An 18,107-nucleotide genomic window follows, 5' to 3' on the forward strand; every position below is an offset into this window, starting at 1 on the left:
GGGCAAACATCTGTATTCTTTTTTCTTCTTTGCTCATTTAGCAAAGCTCCGCATTATACATCGCTCAGAAAATATGTACTTGGTAGGGCGGATACTGATGAACCTCTTACTTATGCTGAGGGATTTAAAAAACTTTTGCAGACACTTATCACTTCCATAGATACCAACTTTGTATTAAATAACACAAACAAAAAGGGCTTAAGAATAGATGAGTCAACAAACCCTATCGAAAAGTCGATCAAAATAGGATCCACTAAGCAAATTATTCACGGTACCATAAAAGGAGGACGATATGGTCAAAACAGATCAATTGGATATACGAACAATCCGAAAAAGAAATATACCAAAGTTGCCCAAACTGATATTGTAATGGATACCTTCTATTTTCTTTTGTATATTCCGTTTAAGAGTAATAAAGGTATATTGATGATCCAAAGCTACACAGACGATCAAATCAATGACGTTTTTTTAAATTGGTTAAAAGATAATCTGAGCGGTAAAGGCTATTTCAGGCCGACTATAGATACTTATTGTCCAACCAAACTTCAAGAAGAATTTAAAGAATCAAGCGCAGTAAAGGAATTGAAGTTTACAAAGGATATCTTAATATCAGATATCGAAACTGAAGATGGGATCTCAACCGAAGAATTTTCTATTAATATTTCAGTTAGAGCCAAAGACGGAGGAAAAAAAATTTCCAAACTGAATGCTCTTGTAAATACAGTTCGCGAACTCGCATTTGGTAAAAAGGATAATCCATTGTCTTTAGAAGATTTTAATAGGCAGATAGGTGTATTGTATAATGGTAGCCACCAGAGCTCATTTGAGCTAGACAGTGATATTAACATTAAACCTACTATATATTTAAAAGACAGAATCAAGCTCCAAGATGATGAAACACCAGATTGGAAAAGTTTGCATGATTATTGTCTAAACTTACTGGAAGAAATAAAAGTAGAAGTCTATCCTGAAAACAATGAGCTATCTTAAAGTCAAAGAATATTTAAGAGTACTTTTACAGGAAGGGCGTAAGTGGGAGTTTAGCGATTTATTAAACCAAAACTCACCAGCAACAGATAAGCAAATTAGAAATTACTCTTGGATCAAAAGATCGATACTTTTAACACCAACTGTTTTGATTTGTCTTTTTCTCAAAAAAGGAATCGATCAAGATGCCGTTGGTTATGCTATTGCTGCATTATCAATATTTATTGGTTTATTTTCTTCTCTAATAATTACTATGTATGGTAGGTTTTTGGCAATACCAAAGCTAGGCGAAAACGCAACACACTTACAGGAAATAGAAGATAAAAAAATTAAAAATTTCATCCGTCAATTTACTTCTATAACAGGAAAAAATCTTCTAGTATCAACGATATTGATAGCTGTAATGTTATTGATTCTGGTATTTCCTGATTACATGTCTCTAGACTTATATTCGCTTAAATTCGTTGACTCAACTCAACAGATTGACTTTAAATCAAGCCTTCTTGCACTTAATGCAATAATAGCCATAGCTTTGAGAATATTTATAATTTATTTAGGTTTTGCATTTTTTCTTTCCTTGCTATATTCACTGGGAGCCTTATTTGCTTTTCTGAAAAGAGAGTATAAATAAATTAAATTACAGTAGTCTTTAAACTCGCGGATACGAAATCAAACTCTATTTTTACTCTACAAATGGTTATAGAACAAAACTATAGCAATTTTGCCTTTTTTATTCTCCAGATTAGTATTATTTTTAACATAAGATGTTAATCAATAATCACAAAATGAAAATTAATCGTTTAAAAATAGTATTGGCAGAAACGGAAAAGACAAACAAATGGCTTGCAGAGCGACTTGGAAAGAGTGAAGTTACCGTCTCTCGATGGGTAACCAATGAGGTGCAACCTTCAATGGAGACTTTCTTGGAGATTGCCAAACAATTGGATGTAGATGTGAAAGAATTGATTAACTCTAGTAAGTAAGCCATAAAAATGAATATTAATTTTACTCCAGGACAACGAATAACCAATCGTGACGAAGATTTTATCATTAATGATGTCGTAGAAAATAACGGGAAATGGATTTTAAAAGTCGAAGGAATTTCTGAGCTAGTCAAAGGCAAACGTTATATTTTTGATACCAACATTGATACAGATATTCGTGTTTTAGATCCTAAGAAAACGCAATTGGTTGCAGATACTGATTATGGTTATCGGAAAACAAAACTATTTGTCGAAAACCAGATTCGGAATTCGGCTATATACAGTAAACAAATTACGGTGGCTCAAAAAGCTGCTTTCAATTTGTCTCAATATCAGTTAGAACCTACTTTAAAGGCTTTTGAATTGCCCAGACCCCGCATATTAATTGCAGACGGTGTGGGTTTAGGTAAAACAGTTGAGGTTGGGATATTTTTAGCGGAAATGATAAAACGTGGGAAAGGTAAACGCATCATGGTGCTAGCTTTAAAGTCCATTCTTGCACAATTCCAGCAAGAAATATGGAACCGTTTTGCTATTCCCCTTGTTCGATTGGATTCAGAGGGGATTTCAAAAATTAAATCAGAATTACCTGCCAATAAAAATCCGTTCGATTACTATGACAAAACCATTGTTTCGATCGATACGTTGAAAAACAATGCGAAATTCCAACATTATATAGAAAAAACAAGATGGGATATTATCGTAATTGATGAATGCCATACAGTAGCAAATTCTAATTCTTTAAGAGGTAGTTTGGCTCAATTATTAAGTACCAAGTGTGAATCTTTGGTGCTCACTTCGGCTACTCCGCATAACGGGAAAAAGCAAAATTTTGCCAACCTCATCAATATGATTGAACCTTTGGCCATAAAAGATGAACAGCAGTATGGCAAAGAAGATATATTACCCTATTATGTGCGTCGATTCAAAAATGATATCGACGATGAAAATGTACGCTCTAATTTTCAAGAAAGAAAAATCGTTTCAATACACGCGGAACTAACAGGTGCTGAAAATGCATTTCTTGAAATGCAGCAAAAGATAAAATTCACTGCTTTAGCAGGATTAAGTGAAAAAGATGTCACGTTAGATCTATTTGGTAAAAAGACAAAGCATAAAGTCAAACGTGATTTATTGTTTGCAATAGGACTGTTCAAATCCTATATGTCTTCACCGGAGGCCGCTTTAAATTCTATCCAAAATAGGATTAAAAAGCTAGAAGAAATCACCAATCGTGAAGATGTTGCAGAGCAAAATTTGGCTGTTTTGGAAAACTTAGAAAAACAGCTATTAACCATCATAGATTTACGACAGGATGCAAAGTACACGGCTTTCAGAAACGAATTGATTCGTTTGAAATGGAACGGCCGTAAAAAGGACTTCCGTATTGTTGTTTTTGCAGAACGGATTGAAACCTTGAAAGCATTAAAAAAGAAGTTGCAAAAAGATTTCGATTTAGATGAAAAGGTCATCGCCGATTTTCATGGTTCGCTTACGGATATGGAGCAACATCGTATTATCGAAGATTTTGGAAAGGAAGATTCAGACTACCGCGTTTTATTAACTTCTGACGCAGGCGCACAAGGTGTAAACCTTCATTATTATTGTAATCACATGTTCAACTACGATATTCCGTGGTCATTGATTACTTTGGAACAAAGAAATGGACGCATCGACCGATATGGACAGAAAAAGACACCGTACATTCATTATATGATTGCCACTTCCGATTTGGAAGGCTTAAAGGACGATTTACACATTGTCAATAAGCTGAAAGAAAAAGAAGAAACCGTATATGAATCTTTAGGTGATGCCGCCTCTGTATATAAATTGTATGAAGCTAGTGCCGAAGAAGATTTAGTTACCAAAGCATTGGCTAGTAATAATCCTGCTTTATTGGAAAATCCGGAAGATGAAGAAATGGACGATGATTTCTTTGATGCTTTATTCGACGACGCTACGCCGAAATTAGAAGTTGAAAATCCAGTAGCAGAAAATGTTTCCTTGTTTCAAAATGATAAAGCTTATTATCAAGCCCTGATTGAACAATTGAAAACAGACCAGTATTTGAAAAATGATGAAGCCCAGTTTGAAGGCAATATTTTAGAAGTTAAACAGACCAAAGAGCTCAACCGGATTTTGTTTGATCTTCCATCTGAAGCAAAACCAGCTAAGTTGGGCGATGTTTATCAACTTTCATTAGATAAAGACGACGTACAAAAATCCATTACCGACGCTCGAAAGAAAAAAGGCGAATGGGCAAAATTCCAAATTTTATATGAATTACATCCGGTTGTTCGCTACCTGATGACGCAATTGGAAGCATCTGTTGATAAAGATGTTGCTTTGGTTATGAAATTGGATCGGTTGCCAAACGATACAGCCTATTTTTTAATTCAAGGTATTGTCGCCAATAATCTAGGGCAATCCATCCTGTCAGATTTCTTTGTGGTCCCCATGAATATAGATGGCGGTTTAAAAGGGAAACCTTTTGCTTTTGAAGATTTTATGGAGCAGTATAATTTGAAAGATGATTTATACACATTGGAGATTCCAAACACAGATATCCAGCAATTACAAGACCTATTGCCGAGTACCATTGAATTTGCACACCAGCTTCACATGGGCCAAGAGCAGCAAAAATTACAATTCGAAATGGAAAAAAAATTGGCCGTGTATGAGGAAAAATTGAAAAACTGGCACCAGAGTAAACGGCAACAAATGGCGTTAGAGTTTGCCGATAAAAACATCACAGGTTTCGTAAAGAAAAGGATGCAGGACAAAGAATATGAAATGGAAACCATTCTCAACAATTCCAGTCAATATTTCAAGGATTTAACCAGCCTTAACGGTAATCCCTTTCTAAAAGTGGTAGCGGTGTTTTATAACAAATAGACGATTAAACAATGATTCATTTTCTTCATAACATAGGCGATTTCTTTGCATCTAACTATTTCGACGAAAACTTTAGCAAAAAAGTGATCGAAAAGTCGGGCTTTAGTACCGATGCTATCAAAGAGATTAACCAAAACATTAATCAGTTAAAACCGGAGTATTTTAAACTCAAGCAGCGGTTTATAGAAAATCATTTACGAGTGAAAGATAAAATTAATCTTTCGCACGATTTTCATAGCAAAGTATTACGTGCATTAGGTTACGATGCCGACCATACGCAATATCACGATTTATTCCCAATCAATGATAAGTCGGTTTTGCCTATTCGCCATATTTTGTATCGCGGTGATCGACCGCATCTGATGGTCATGGAAATGCACGCCATGATCAAAACCAAAGATGAGGAAGAACCCGACGGACTTTTTGAACAGTCTTACACCAGCCAGCAGGATGGTGACGAAAAATCGACAAAAGAGCAGAAATATCACCGCTCGCAATGGGCAGATATTTTCACGGTAAGTGATGAAGTAAGTATTTCGCCGATGATTATCAATCAGGCGGTAAACGAACTCTTTTTATTGCCCGAACAACGCCGTCCACATTATGTGTTGCTGTGTGCCGGCAACCAGTATTTTTTATTGGAAGCAGAAAAATGGTTCCGTGGTTCTTATTTGCAATTGGATCTGGAAGCTTTATTTGATGATGCGGCGATTACCAAAGATTATTACAGCATTTTCTATCTCTTGTTGGGCAAAGATTTATTGGCGCCAACTGCCGAAATGGTTTTGATGGATCAGTTGGACGAAGATTCGCACAAAGCTGCTTACGAAGTAACCAAAGATTTAAAAGAAGGCGTTATCCATGCGGTAGAAAGTTTGGCGAACGAAGCCGTACGCGATTTGCAAACGGAAGGTGTGCAGCCTGCCGATATTGACGCATCTAAACTGAAAGACGATTGCTTGAATATGGTGTATCGCCTTTTATTTCTGTTTTATGCCGAGTCCAGAGAAGATTTAGATATTCTGCCTTCAAATGATGAAGTTTACGAACGTGGCTATTCTTTAGAAATGTTGCGCGATTTGGAACAAGTCCCTTTAATCACTGAATCCAGTTTGAATGGTTATTTCTTCCATCAATCCTTGTTTCAATTGTTCGATTTGCTCAACAAAGGTTACCACGAAAATGAAGGATTAAATAAGGGATTCAAAATCCGACATTTAGATTCGCCGATGTTTGATAACAACTTACTCCATTATCTAAACCAGGTGAAAATCAGAAATCAGGTTTGGCAAGATGTTATTTGTGAGTTATCCCTTTCTAAAAAACAAAACAAAAAAAGTCGCGGACGTATCTCGTATGCCAATTTAGGCATCAACCAATTGGGCTCGGTTTACGAAAGCCTGTTGGCATTCCGTGGTTTTCTGGCGGAAACCGATTATATAGAAGTACATCGCAAACGCAAAGCGAATGAATCTTCCGAAAAAGTGGTCAATTCCGATGGGTCCTATTTAGTGCCACGTCATCGGTTGGATGATTTTGATCCGAAGGAAGTTTATCATACCGAAAAAGTCGATGGCGAAGAAGAGCTGAAAGTCATTCCTAAAGGCACGTTTATTTATCGCCTGAGCGGTCGTGATCGTCAGAAATCGGCTTCGTATTATACGCCGGAAGTGTTGACACAAACCACGGTAAAATATACCTTAAAACCTATTTTAGAGCGGCTGGAAAACAAAGAGATTTCAGCTTTAGACTTATTGCAGCTCAAAATATTAGAGCCTGCTATGGGCGCTGCTGCTTTTCATAATGAGGTTATTAACCAATTGGCACAAGCTTATTTGACCTATCGCCAGCAGGAATTAAAAAAACAGGTAGATCCAAATAAATACCAGGAAGAAATCCAGAAAATAAAAGCTTACATCGCACTCAACAATGTGTATGGTGTCGATTTAAATCCGACGGCGATTGAATTGGGAAAACTCTCTTTGTGGCTCAACGTGATTCACAAAGATATGCAAACGCCTTTCTTTGGTTACCGTTTGGGTGTAGGAAATGCCGTTGTGGGTTCTTGGTTAAAAGTTTTTAAGCATAAAGACTTTTCGTTTGAGCCTGTTGGAAAAACCGAAAGTAAATTCATAAAAAAAGAATGGTGGACGCAAGCACCTAAACATTTGCAATTTGGTAAAAAGGGAATTTTGCGGCGCGAAGACGAAATTTATCACTTCATCTTGCCCGATGCCGGAATGGCTTCTTCGGGCAGCATCAAATTATTGAAAGAGGCTTTTCCCGAAAGAGCGAAACGCATCAGCGAATGGCGAAAGGAATTTTGCGCACCTTTACGAAATGACGAATTTCAACGCGTGCAGCGCATTTCTAAAGCCATTGATATGTTGCTGTTGGAACATTATGAAATTCAGAAAAACATCAATCAGCTTACGCTGACTAAAGGTGATTTTTTTGGCGCATACAATGCAGCCGAACAAGCAAAATTGGTGCATACTTCATATCACGAAAAAGAAGAATTTGCTAAAAACCGTTTGAAGCCCAATGCCCCTTATTACAAACTAAAACAGATGATGGATTACTGGTGCAGTTTGTGGTTTTGGGATGTACGTGATGCAGAACATTTGCCTTCAAGAGCTCAATGGTACGATGATTTGGAACAATTGCTCAATATTGATTTGGCTGCAGCCACGCCCAAAGAAGAAAATACAGAAACAGCAGATGAAGAAGCCGTTCGTGATTACCGGAAAGACAAAAAACAATTAGAAAACGAATTGTCGAATGCCTTGAAACAATCCACCACATCGCTGTTTTCCAATGAGCGGTCAGATTTGGTGCAAGGTTATGCCCAGCGATATAAATTTTTCCATTACGAACTGGAATTTATAGAAGTATTCAGAGAAAACAACGGTTTTGATGTTGCCGTCGGAAATCCGCCGTGGTTGAAAGTTCAGTTTGAAGAAAAAGGATTGATGAGCGAAATCTATCCGGAACTGGAAATTCGTAAAGTAACTGCACCGCAAGTGAAAAAGCTGCAAGCTGATTTCCTGAGTGAGGAAAACCGCCGCAATCTATATTTTGCCGAGAATATAGAAAGCGACATATCGGGTATTTTTATGAATGCCGTGCAAAATTATCCGTTGCTGAAAGGACAACAAACCAACCTGTACAAATGTATATTGGAAAACGGTTTGCATTGGATTGGCGAAAAAGGATATTTAGGATTGATACATCCCGAAGGCGTTTATGACGACCCAAATGGTTATGAATTGCGTAAAGAAATTTACCGACGTCTGAAATTTCATTTTCAGTTTATCAATGAAATAAAACTTTTTCAAGAGGTTCATAATCAAACACTATATAGTCTTAACATATATAGCGGTTTAAAAAAGGATGCTGAATTCGTATCGATTAATAATTTATTTCATCCATCAACAATTGATGCTTGTTTTACACATAATGGAAGTGGAATAGTAGGAGGATATAAAATCAAAAATGAACAAACTGGAACTTTTGAGTGGAATATAAATCCGCACATATCTAGAATTGTTGGAATAAATAAAAAGGTTTTAAAAGTGATTGGAAAAACCTTTGAAAATACCACAGATTGGGAAGGTGCAAAATTGGTGAGCATCCACGCACAAGAAATTGTGGATGTAATTGAAAAAATTGGTGCATTTCCAAGTTCAGTAGCGGATGTGGAAACGAAAATATCGGTTTGTTGGGATGAAACCAATGATGTAAATGCTGGAAATATAAGAAGAGAAACTAAATATCCAAAAGTTGATGAATTCGAAATGGTCTATTCGGGACCCCATTTATTTGTTGGAAACCCAATTTATAAAACACCTAGAAGGATTTGCGATACAAATAAAAGCTACGACAATATAGATTTAACTAAGATTAATGAATGTTATAGTCCTCGAACCAATTACGTTCCCCAAAATGTAACGGCAGGTTATGCCAATACCATCAAAGGTTTTAAACAAGCCGATGGTTCGTATGATAGTTGGTTGGATTATTATAAAGTGGCCTTCAGAAAAATGATTCCAATTTCTGGAGAAAGAACTTTGAGCGGAGCTATTATTCCTCCAAAATCTGCTCACGTCAATGGTTTGATAAGTTTAATTTTTAAAGAACAATCAAGTTTGGTAGAGTTTTCAGGTTTAACTAGTTCATTGGTGATGGATTTTTTCTTAAAAACATTAGGGAAATCCAATTTATACGATGAAACGATTAAATCATTTCCATTGGGAATTGCCGATAAATACAAGCCAGCCTTATTCGTCCGCACCTTAAAACTCAATAGTTTAAATAAATATTATGCACCACTTTGGGAAGACAGTTTTCAAGAAGCATTTACGCAGGAAACTTGGTCAATTGAAGATAATCGTTTAAAAGCATTTTCTTCTTTAACCAAAGAATGGTCTTGGAATATTCCGTTGCGCAATTATTTTGAACGCCGTATGGCGTTGGTGGAAATTGATGTAATTACAGCAATGGCTTTGAACCTGACCTTAGAAGAATTGATTTTGATGTACAACATTCAGTTTCCTGTATTGCAACAAAACGAAGATGACACTTGGTACGATACTAAAGGAAATATTGTGTTTACGTGCAGCAAAGGTTTGGTAGGCGTTGGTTTAGACCGCCCCGATTGGGAAAAGATAAAAGATCTGCCGGCAGGAGAAACCTATGAACATACCATCACCAAATCGGAATTGTACCAAGGTGAAAAAATCATCTACCACGCACCGTTTACCAAACAAGATCGTGTGGAAGATTACAAACGTGCGTGGGCGCATTTTGAAGAGCAATTTAAATAAAGAATAACAGTCATGCTAAGTTTACAGCAAGCCATAGAAATACGTGAATCGATCAAATCGTATTTACAAGCTACTTTTACCTTTCGGAAAAAGCAGGTAGCCAAAGCATTTGATGATTTTATAGAACATCCCACGCAGGGGATGTTTAAAGGACCTTATGTGTCCTTAAAACTTCGTTTTGTAAAAGCAGACGCAGCAGAAATTGAAGCCATTCCGCTGACTATAAAACCCGTATGGCCGCCTTACGATCATCAGGTAAAAGCTTGGACACGTTTGTCTACCAAAAACAAAAAGCCTGAGGCCACAATTGTAACCACCGGAACAGGTTCAGGGAAAACCGAATCGTTTCTCTACCCCATGTTGGATTATTGTTTTCAAAACCAGCATCGCCCGGGTATTAAAGTCATCATTTTATATCCGATGAATGCCTTGGCAACCGATCAGGCAAAACGCTTGGCAGAAATGATCGATGAAGATCCTCGATTGAAAGGAAAGATACGGGCAGGATTATTCATCGGCGAAGGCAATGGTCCTAAAGGGCAATTTCCAAAAGTGATGGGTGCCAATCACATTATAGAACATCGCGACAGCATTTTGGATTCGCCGCCAGATATTCTTTTGACCAACTTCAAGATGTTGGATTATGCCTTGATGAAACATAATTTCCACCGTTTGTGGATGCATAATTTAAGCGACACTTCTTTGTTTCAGTTTTTGGTATTAGACGAATTGCATACTTATGATGGAGCACAAGGTACAGACGTTGCCAATTTGATTCGCCGTTTAAAATTAAAGTTAGCTTTACCTGCCGATTATCTTTGTGCAGTGGGTACTTCAGCAACCATTGGTTCAGGAGCAGATGCACCTGTCTTGTTGGCAGAATATGCAAGTAAGGTTTTTGGCGAACAGATTACAACTGATGCCATCATCACAGAAAACAGAATTACACCACATCAGTTTTTTGGTGACGAAGAATCGCTTAATGACTTTATTCCTTTGCCGAACAGACTCAAAGATTTATCATACCAGGAAGAAGATGGTTTTGAAGCTTTTATCCAAAAGCATATCGAAATATGGCAACAAGACACGGATCAATTAGCACAAGGACTTTTGCAGTTAAAGATTGTACGGGATTTGGTCTTGACGGTCAACAAAGGGAATGGTATCAAAACGATAAGCGACATCATTAGGGAACTTTCCATTATTAATGAATCATATCGGAAACTACCACAATGGGATGCTGAACATCAATACAGTCCTAAAGAGCGTGTTTTGGAATCCTTATTAGCCTTAATTTCCGAAGCAAAAGATATTGACAATCCGAATTCTCCTTTTATGTATCTACAAATTCAATTGTGGATACGAGAGTTGAGTGGTGTACAATATACTTTGGAAGAGCAGGCTAAATTTTCTTTCCGCGATCAGGTAGATGCTAACCAAGAACTTGCTGCCCTACCAGCATGGTATTGTAGGGAATGTAATAACTCAGGTTGGTTAGGTGTAAAATTAGATAACAGTGATGCCTTTACTAAGGACATCAATGAGGTTTATGAAAAATACTTTTCCAGAAACAAAAATGTCTATTTTATACTACCTAAAGATGAATTGAAGTATGAAGATTTTCAAGCAACCGGTTATCAGCCCGATGATAATCTTTCCATTAAAATCAATCCGATTACGCTCAAGATTATAGACGATAGTGAAAACGGCTTGGTCATACAGGCCCTAAGGAAACTGAAAGAAAACAAAATAGAAGAAATATGTCCATGTTGTAATTCTACGGGAACAGTCGCCATTGTGGGCACGAAAATACCGACATTGAGTTCGATCGCAATCAGTCAAACCCTAGCTACAGATTTGGATAAATCAAACGACAACGGGCGTAAAGTATTAGCCTTTACTAATTCTGTTCAAGATGCGGCGCATCAAGCAGGATTTGTAGAAGGCAGAAATTACCGTTTTGCATTAAGAGGTTCAATTCAGAAAGTGATTAATGAACAAAATGGTGCTTTGCGATTGGATGCCTTGGCGACTACTTTTATCGACTATTGGAAACAACATGCTGATGAATCTGGACAGGAATCATTGGCTGCTTATTTGTACCGTTTTTATCCCAAAGATTATATCGGGAAATCTTCTCCGAAAGATTATCTAATAGGTGAAAATTACGCCTCTCATTTTCTGAAAGAATTTGATGAACGTGTACGTTGGGAAATCTATTCCGAATTTGGATTTAATTCCAAAATTGGTCGTACGTTAGAAAAAACGGGGGCATCATCCGTATATTTTGACAAAGAGAAATTAGCAAACACTTGGGACCATCTATCTGAATGGATTGAAGCTAACGATATGAGTGGTACAATAAACAAAGAGGGTACCATTCGCTTGACAAACCTTATTTTGCATAGAGCTCGTAACAGAGGAGCAATAGATCATCATTATCTTTCAAAATTTAGAAATGATAGATTCAGTCTTTGGGATTTGAACTGGCAAAAAGATGGGCGACATTTTCTTAATCCACATTTTGGAACCCGTTCTCGTTTTCCAAAGTTGTTGACCAATCAGCAATCGAGAGATAATTTATTGGATACCACACGAGCAAAAACCTCCAATTGGTTTCATTCCTATTTTCAGAAAAGTTTTCCGCAAGCAGCTGTTACGGTCGATTTTATCAATGAATTTTTTGAACAATGGACACAAGCGCTTTTGGCAGTAGGTATATTTAATAGTGCGACTGCTGGCGACCAACTGAATTACAGCATTTCACCCGAAGCAATCTGGGTGCATAAAAATATCAAAATGTATAATTGCGATGTATGTGAAGACACTCAATATACTTACGACGAGGAAAATGTAATTGCCAATGGAAGTTGCGTTAGCTACCGTTGTACTGGGCATTATGAACTCACCTCGCAACAAAAAAATAATTACTATAAAGACGTTTATAACCGAACACGTACTCCACGGGTTTTTGCAAAAGAACACACAGGTTTGCTGGAAAGAAGTGTCAGAGAACGATTGGAAATCGATTTTAAGAAAAAACCGAGATTCAATTCAGTGAATGCGTTGGTAGCGACTAGTACTTTGGAGATGGGTATTGATATTGGTAATTTGAATACAGCTTATAACAATAGTATTCCGCCACTTCCGTCTAATTTCTTGCAACGTGTGGGGCGTGCTGGTCGTAGCTCCGGTTCGGCTGTGATTGTAAATTTTGCAAAAAATCAAAACCACGATTTGTACTACTTTACCGATCCATTAGAAATGATGATTGGGGAAGTAAACACGCCAGGATGCTATTTAGAGGCGAAGGATATTTTGAGAAGACATTTTACGGCTTATTGTTTTGACAATTGGACTTCTCAAAATCCAAACGACAATACGATTCCGACATTTGTACGTGACCTCAAGTTACAAAGCAAAGATTTGACAGCTGCTGATTTTTTTATCAATCGCTTATCGAAATTTATAGCTGAACATTCTATTTTATTGGTCACCAAATTTCTGAAACAGTACGATGTACGTATTAAGGAAAATATATTCCCAGAAATACAAAATGCTTTACAGTCAGGCAGTTTTTATAGCAAACTATTGGATGTATTTATACAAATAAAAACAGAAATACTCGACGTTGAAAAGCGTAAAAAAGATATTGACGATGAAGTAAAAACACTTAATCTAGCTACAGGAGATCCCTTATATGATGAATATGTAAAAGAAAAAAAGAATCTTAATGGTATTAAAAAATCGATTGCAGCCCGCAATATTCTTGAGCATATGACCAATGTCGGTGTTTTGCCTAATTATGCCTTTCCGGAAACGGGGGTTCGGTTAAATGCACATTTGTTAAATGGTAAAGTTGAAGGAAGTACGAATCGTCATCCCGACAAAGATTTCGAGTTGGTACGTTCAGCTTCACAAGCCATTAAGGAGTTAGCTCCAGAGAATTATTTTTATACACAAGGTTACCGATTTGAAATTTCGGGTGTCAATACCTTTGACTGGGCTGATCTGGAAAACTTTCACAAGAAAAGGTTTTGTTCAAAATGTGATCACATCGAGTTGGCATCTTTGGCCAAAACCGGAAATTGTCCGAAATGTGGCGATTTGTCGTGGGCATCGTCTTCTAATGTGCATTCCTTTGTGAAGATGACGAATGTCAAATCATTAAATAATGCAGCTAAGGCTACCCTGAGCGATACAAATGACGATCGTGACAAACAGCAGTATCAAGTAATGAATCATGTATTGTTTGATAAAAACACATCTGCAGGAGCTTGGGTATTAAAGGATATTCCTTTTGGTATTGAGTATGTGAGAAGTGCGACGATAACCTCCGTAAATTATGGTCGAAGTGATGGCAGCGATGCTCGTAAAATTAAAATTAATGATACGGAAGCATTAACAAGAGGATTTGTCACCTGTAAGCATTGTGGTAAGTCTATATCTGCTGTACATTCAGTTAGAGAAGCTCGGGAATTTCATTATGGTTATTGTAAGCATCGTGACGTCCGATACGACCCAAATAAGGTAGGGGTATTTGAAGAAGTTTACTTTTTTCGAGAAATGCAAACCGAAGTTTTGAAGATAGTTTTACCGATACAGGAATTTAATAGCGAAACAGATATTCGGATGTTTCAAGCTGGGTTGGAACTTGGTTTGAAGAAGTATTTTAAAGGAAATCCTGGACATATCCATATTCAACCTTATCGGGAATTTAATCAGCGCACAGATAAATTTGACCGCTTTCTTTTGTTATTCGATACCATACCAGGCGGCACCGGATACTTAGAGCAATTATTTGATTATGAAGAATTTACTTTGTTACTTCAAAGGAGTTATGAAGCAATACGAGATTGCTCTTGCCAGTTGACAGGGCATGACGGCTGCTATAAATGCATCTACAGCTATGGGAATCAATACAATAGAGAAGATCTTAGCCGATGCCGCGCAGAGCAATGGTTTGCGAAAATAGTTGAAAAAACAGAAGAATGGGTAAAGAATGATCATGGATTAACCTCTATTACCAATTCAGGAAAAATTGAAGAGTCTGAATTAGAGGAAAGGTTTATCAAATTATTGTCCGTTTACGTGGAGCAGCAAGATGGTTATTCGTTTTCAGAAAAGAGAGAAGCAGGAATTATTTTCTATGAAATAAAAATCAGTAAAAATGATATTGATGCTGTGTATTGGATACGACCTCAAGTCGTTTTGGGTCCAAAAGATGGTATTGCTTATAGCACAAGGACAGATTTTTTGATAGTATGCGGGAGTTATTGCTACAAAGGCCAGGAATACCAAGGTTGTATTAAAAAAATAGCCATTTATTTGGATGGTTTTCAATATCACGCATCGAAAGAACATAATGTTTTTGAAAGAGATATCAATATTAGAAAAGCTATAGTTGACCAACCTGAATTTACAACTTGGACATTAACCTGGGAAGACTTAAATCTATTTCAGAGGCAACTAGAAGGGAATAAATTAGCATTGGATGAAATTGCTGATAAGTATAAAAGCGATTTCTTACCACATTATACGAAGTTATTGCAGACGATCAATGTCGATGATCGGGTAAACTATGCGTTGGCATCGAACAGTGTTGATCGGATTTTATTTGCGTTGACACATCCAACTTCCATTTGGAGTAAATCATGGTTTTATTATTTAGGAACCTGGACGAATAATTTCTTAGAACCTTCTTTTAACCCAGAAAAAATTGATTTAGTTTTTAGAAATCAGTTGACTCAAGGTAATTATATTAAGGAAAATAGAGTGAAGGACCTTAATGCTTTGGTTCCAGTTCAGTATGATTATACCTATTCTTTTGCTGAATGGAAGATTTGGGTGAATATTGGCAAACAACAAATCATTCATCTTATAAATAATAGTTCATTTGAAGATATAGACAAATCGCAATGGCAATTTTATTGGAGTTTGTTTAATTTATTCCAGTCTTCTGATTTCGAAGATTTAAATAATGAACAAACAGAAGATGAATACTCTAAAACATGGGAAAATGATGTATTGGAAATGTATGATTCTTATCTCCATTCCTTAATCAATCAAGCTATTGCAAAAGGCTTTATCAATCAAACAAATTCTGATTACCTGGATTCTTGGTTAGATGATGATGGAAATGTATTAGCAGATGCAGATTTTATTTTGCCAAGTTTGAAAATAGTGGTAAATCCAACATCACAAGAATCGAAAAAAATATTACAAGAAGCAGGATTTACTATTTATAATCCCGAAGAAATTAACACGATTAAATTATGAAGTTATTTATATATGATAAATTTTGGGATGCATTCCTAAATATTAATAAAGGAACACAAAGTAAGATAACTGAGTTTATAAGTAAATTCAGAACAAATTCTAAAAGTTCAGCACTGAACCTTGAATCGATCAATACATTCAAAGATCAATCACTGCGCACAGCAAGAGTTGATCAGAAATATCGTGCTATTTTAAAGGAAGTTATTCCCGGAGAATTATATTTACTGGTTTGGGTTGACAATCACGATGAGGCAATGGATTGGGCCAAAAATAAGGTAATTGATTGGAATGAACAGACTCAAGCGTATCAGGTATTCAGTATCGACGATACGGTAACCATTGAGAAATCAAACACGCCTACATCGGAAAAAGCTTTGTTTATGGGTCTTTATACAGAGGATGATTTAATTGCCATTGGTGTTCCTGAAGTGTTAATGCCTGCTGTATTGAAAGTCGAAGATTTTTCAGGGCTAGAAAAATTAGAAAATTATCTTCCTGTAGATTCTTTTGAAAATCTCTTTTACCTACTGGATGGTGCTTCTATTGAAAGTTTGAAAACGGATATCATACAAGGGAAGCAGGACGAAGATGCATTGGGAAGTAAAAACAATGCGCGTTCATTCATAGAGCTAACGGATGACGAGATTCTGAATGAAGCGCTTCGTGGATCATTACATAAATGGAAATATTATTTGCACCCCTCGCAATCGGCTGTAGTCAATGGCGACTTTAAAGGTGCAACAAAAATATCAGGTGGTGCTGGCACTGGAAAAACAGTAGCTGCATTACATAGATTAAAGTATTTAGCTGCACAGAGCTCCTCAGATTTACCTATCCTGTTTACCACATTTACCAAAGAATTAAGTGAAAACCTGTCTTCTTTGGCCAATGATTTAGAAATTCCTCAACAGCGCTATAATATTTTTAATATTGATGCTTTAGCATTTCAGTTGGCACAAGACTTTAATTTGCGCCAACCAAAGGATAAAGTTTTCGGCATGAACGCTGTTAAAAAGCCAGAAGAAATTTGGGAAGAGGTATTAGCGGAACATTTGGCATCTTTTGATGAGAATTTCCTGAAGCAAGAATTCGAAGAAGTCATATTGGTACAAAATGTGCATACAAGTATCGATTACCTTAAAGCGAGTCGCGTGGGCAGAGGGAAAGCAATTTCTCGAAAACAACGATTGGAAATATGGGAGCTCATTGAACTTTTTCTGGCTAAGAAATTATCTAGCAGATTATATTATAAGGAGGAAATCTACAATATGGTTTCAAGTTATATAAAAGAGACCGGACGAATCGTTTTTTCTCATGTAATAGTAGATGAATTGCAGGATTTTTCAAATGTTGAACTAAATTTCATTCGATCATTGACTGCAGAGGGAGAAAATGATTTATTTCTCGTTGGTGATCCATTGCAGAATATATATGATCGTAAAATTAATTTTTCCAAAGCTGGCATCAACATTCGTGGAAACAGAAGCAAGCGTTTGCGTATTAATTACCGCACCACCGAAGAAATTCAGAACTTAGCGATGTCAGTAATCTTAGAGGAGAAATATGACGATTTCGATGGTGATGAGGAATCTAAGGCGGGATATTTATCACTCTTTCATGGTCCAAAACCAGTTTATAAACTTTATTCATCCAAAGAGGAAGAACTTGCAGTTGTCAAAGAAGAAATCATATCGCTTTTAGAACTAGGTGTGCATTACAATGAAATAGTAATAGCAGCGAGAACCAGAGATAGTGCCAATGATTTTAGAAATTATCTTCATCAGAACGGAATTCCTTATGTAGACAAACATCTGCTCAATTCTAAGAATGATGGAATTAGAATTGCTACTTTTCACGGTCTAAAAGGATTGGAATTTAAGCATGTTTTTCTAGTGGATGTGAATGATCGTACATTCCCCAGATTACCTTTTGAGTATACTAGCTTATCAGAAATTGAAAAATCGCAGATCCTTAGAACAGAAAAGTCATTATTCTATGTAGCAGCTAGCAGGGCTGTTCAACACTTGTCGATAAGTGGGGTTGGAATTAAATCTGGATTACTTAATTAAAAATCAAATATAATTCATTCTCCTCTTGGGTTCTCGATATGCTTCCATCGAGGCCTTAGAGGAGGTTA

Annotated in this window: 7 protein-coding genes; all 7 read left to right on the plus strand. The window is 36.7% G+C overall.

The features are described from left to right. A partial coding sequence (locus J2X77_RS08415) for a hypothetical protein (RefSeq protein ID WP_310080212.1) occupies positions 1–990 on the plus strand: 990 nt, incomplete at its 5' end. Continuing rightward, complete coding sequence (locus J2X77_RS08420) at positions 977–1,618, plus strand: hypothetical protein (RefSeq protein WP_310080213.1); 642 nt, start codon at positions 977–979, stop codon at positions 1,616–1,618. The genes J2X77_RS08415 and J2X77_RS08420, both read left to right, overlap by 14 nt. A gap of 154 nt (positions 1,619–1,772) precedes the next feature. Next, a complete protein-coding gene (locus J2X77_RS08425) occupies positions 1,773–1,970 on the plus strand; it encodes a helix-turn-helix transcriptional regulator (RefSeq protein ID WP_310080214.1) in 198 nt (65 codons plus the stop codon). A gap of 9 nt (positions 1,971–1,979) precedes the next feature. Next, positions 1,980–4,865, plus strand: coding sequence for a helicase-related protein (locus J2X77_RS08430; protein WP_310080216.1), 2,886 nt, complete (start codon positions 1,980–1,982; stop codon positions 4,863–4,865). Positions 4,866–4,876: 11 nt separating this feature from the next. Beyond that, positions 4,877–9,691: an Eco57I restriction-modification methylase domain-containing protein gene (locus J2X77_RS08435; RefSeq protein ID WP_310080218.1), complete on the plus strand. Its 4,815-nt coding sequence runs from the start codon at positions 4,877–4,879 to the stop codon at positions 9,689–9,691. A 12-nt stretch (positions 9,692–9,703) separates the two neighbouring features. Continuing rightward, complete coding sequence (locus J2X77_RS08440; protein ID WP_310080220.1) at positions 9,704–15,970, plus strand: DEAD/DEAH box helicase; 6,267 nt, start codon at positions 9,704–9,706, stop codon at positions 15,968–15,970. Next, positions 15,967–18,039 (plus strand): 3'-5' exonuclease, encoded by a 2,073-nt coding sequence (locus tag J2X77_RS08445; RefSeq protein WP_310080222.1) that lies wholly within the window; start codon positions 15,967–15,969, stop codon positions 18,037–18,039. The genes J2X77_RS08440 and J2X77_RS08445 overlap by 4 nt, the downstream gene beginning before the upstream one ends. The last annotated feature ends 68 nt before the right edge of the window (positions 18,040–18,107 follow it).

The organism is Sphingobacterium sp. 2149, assembly GCF_031455655.1.
Classification (GTDB): Bacteria; Bacteroidota; Bacteroidia; order Sphingobacteriales; family Sphingobacteriaceae; genus Sphingobacterium.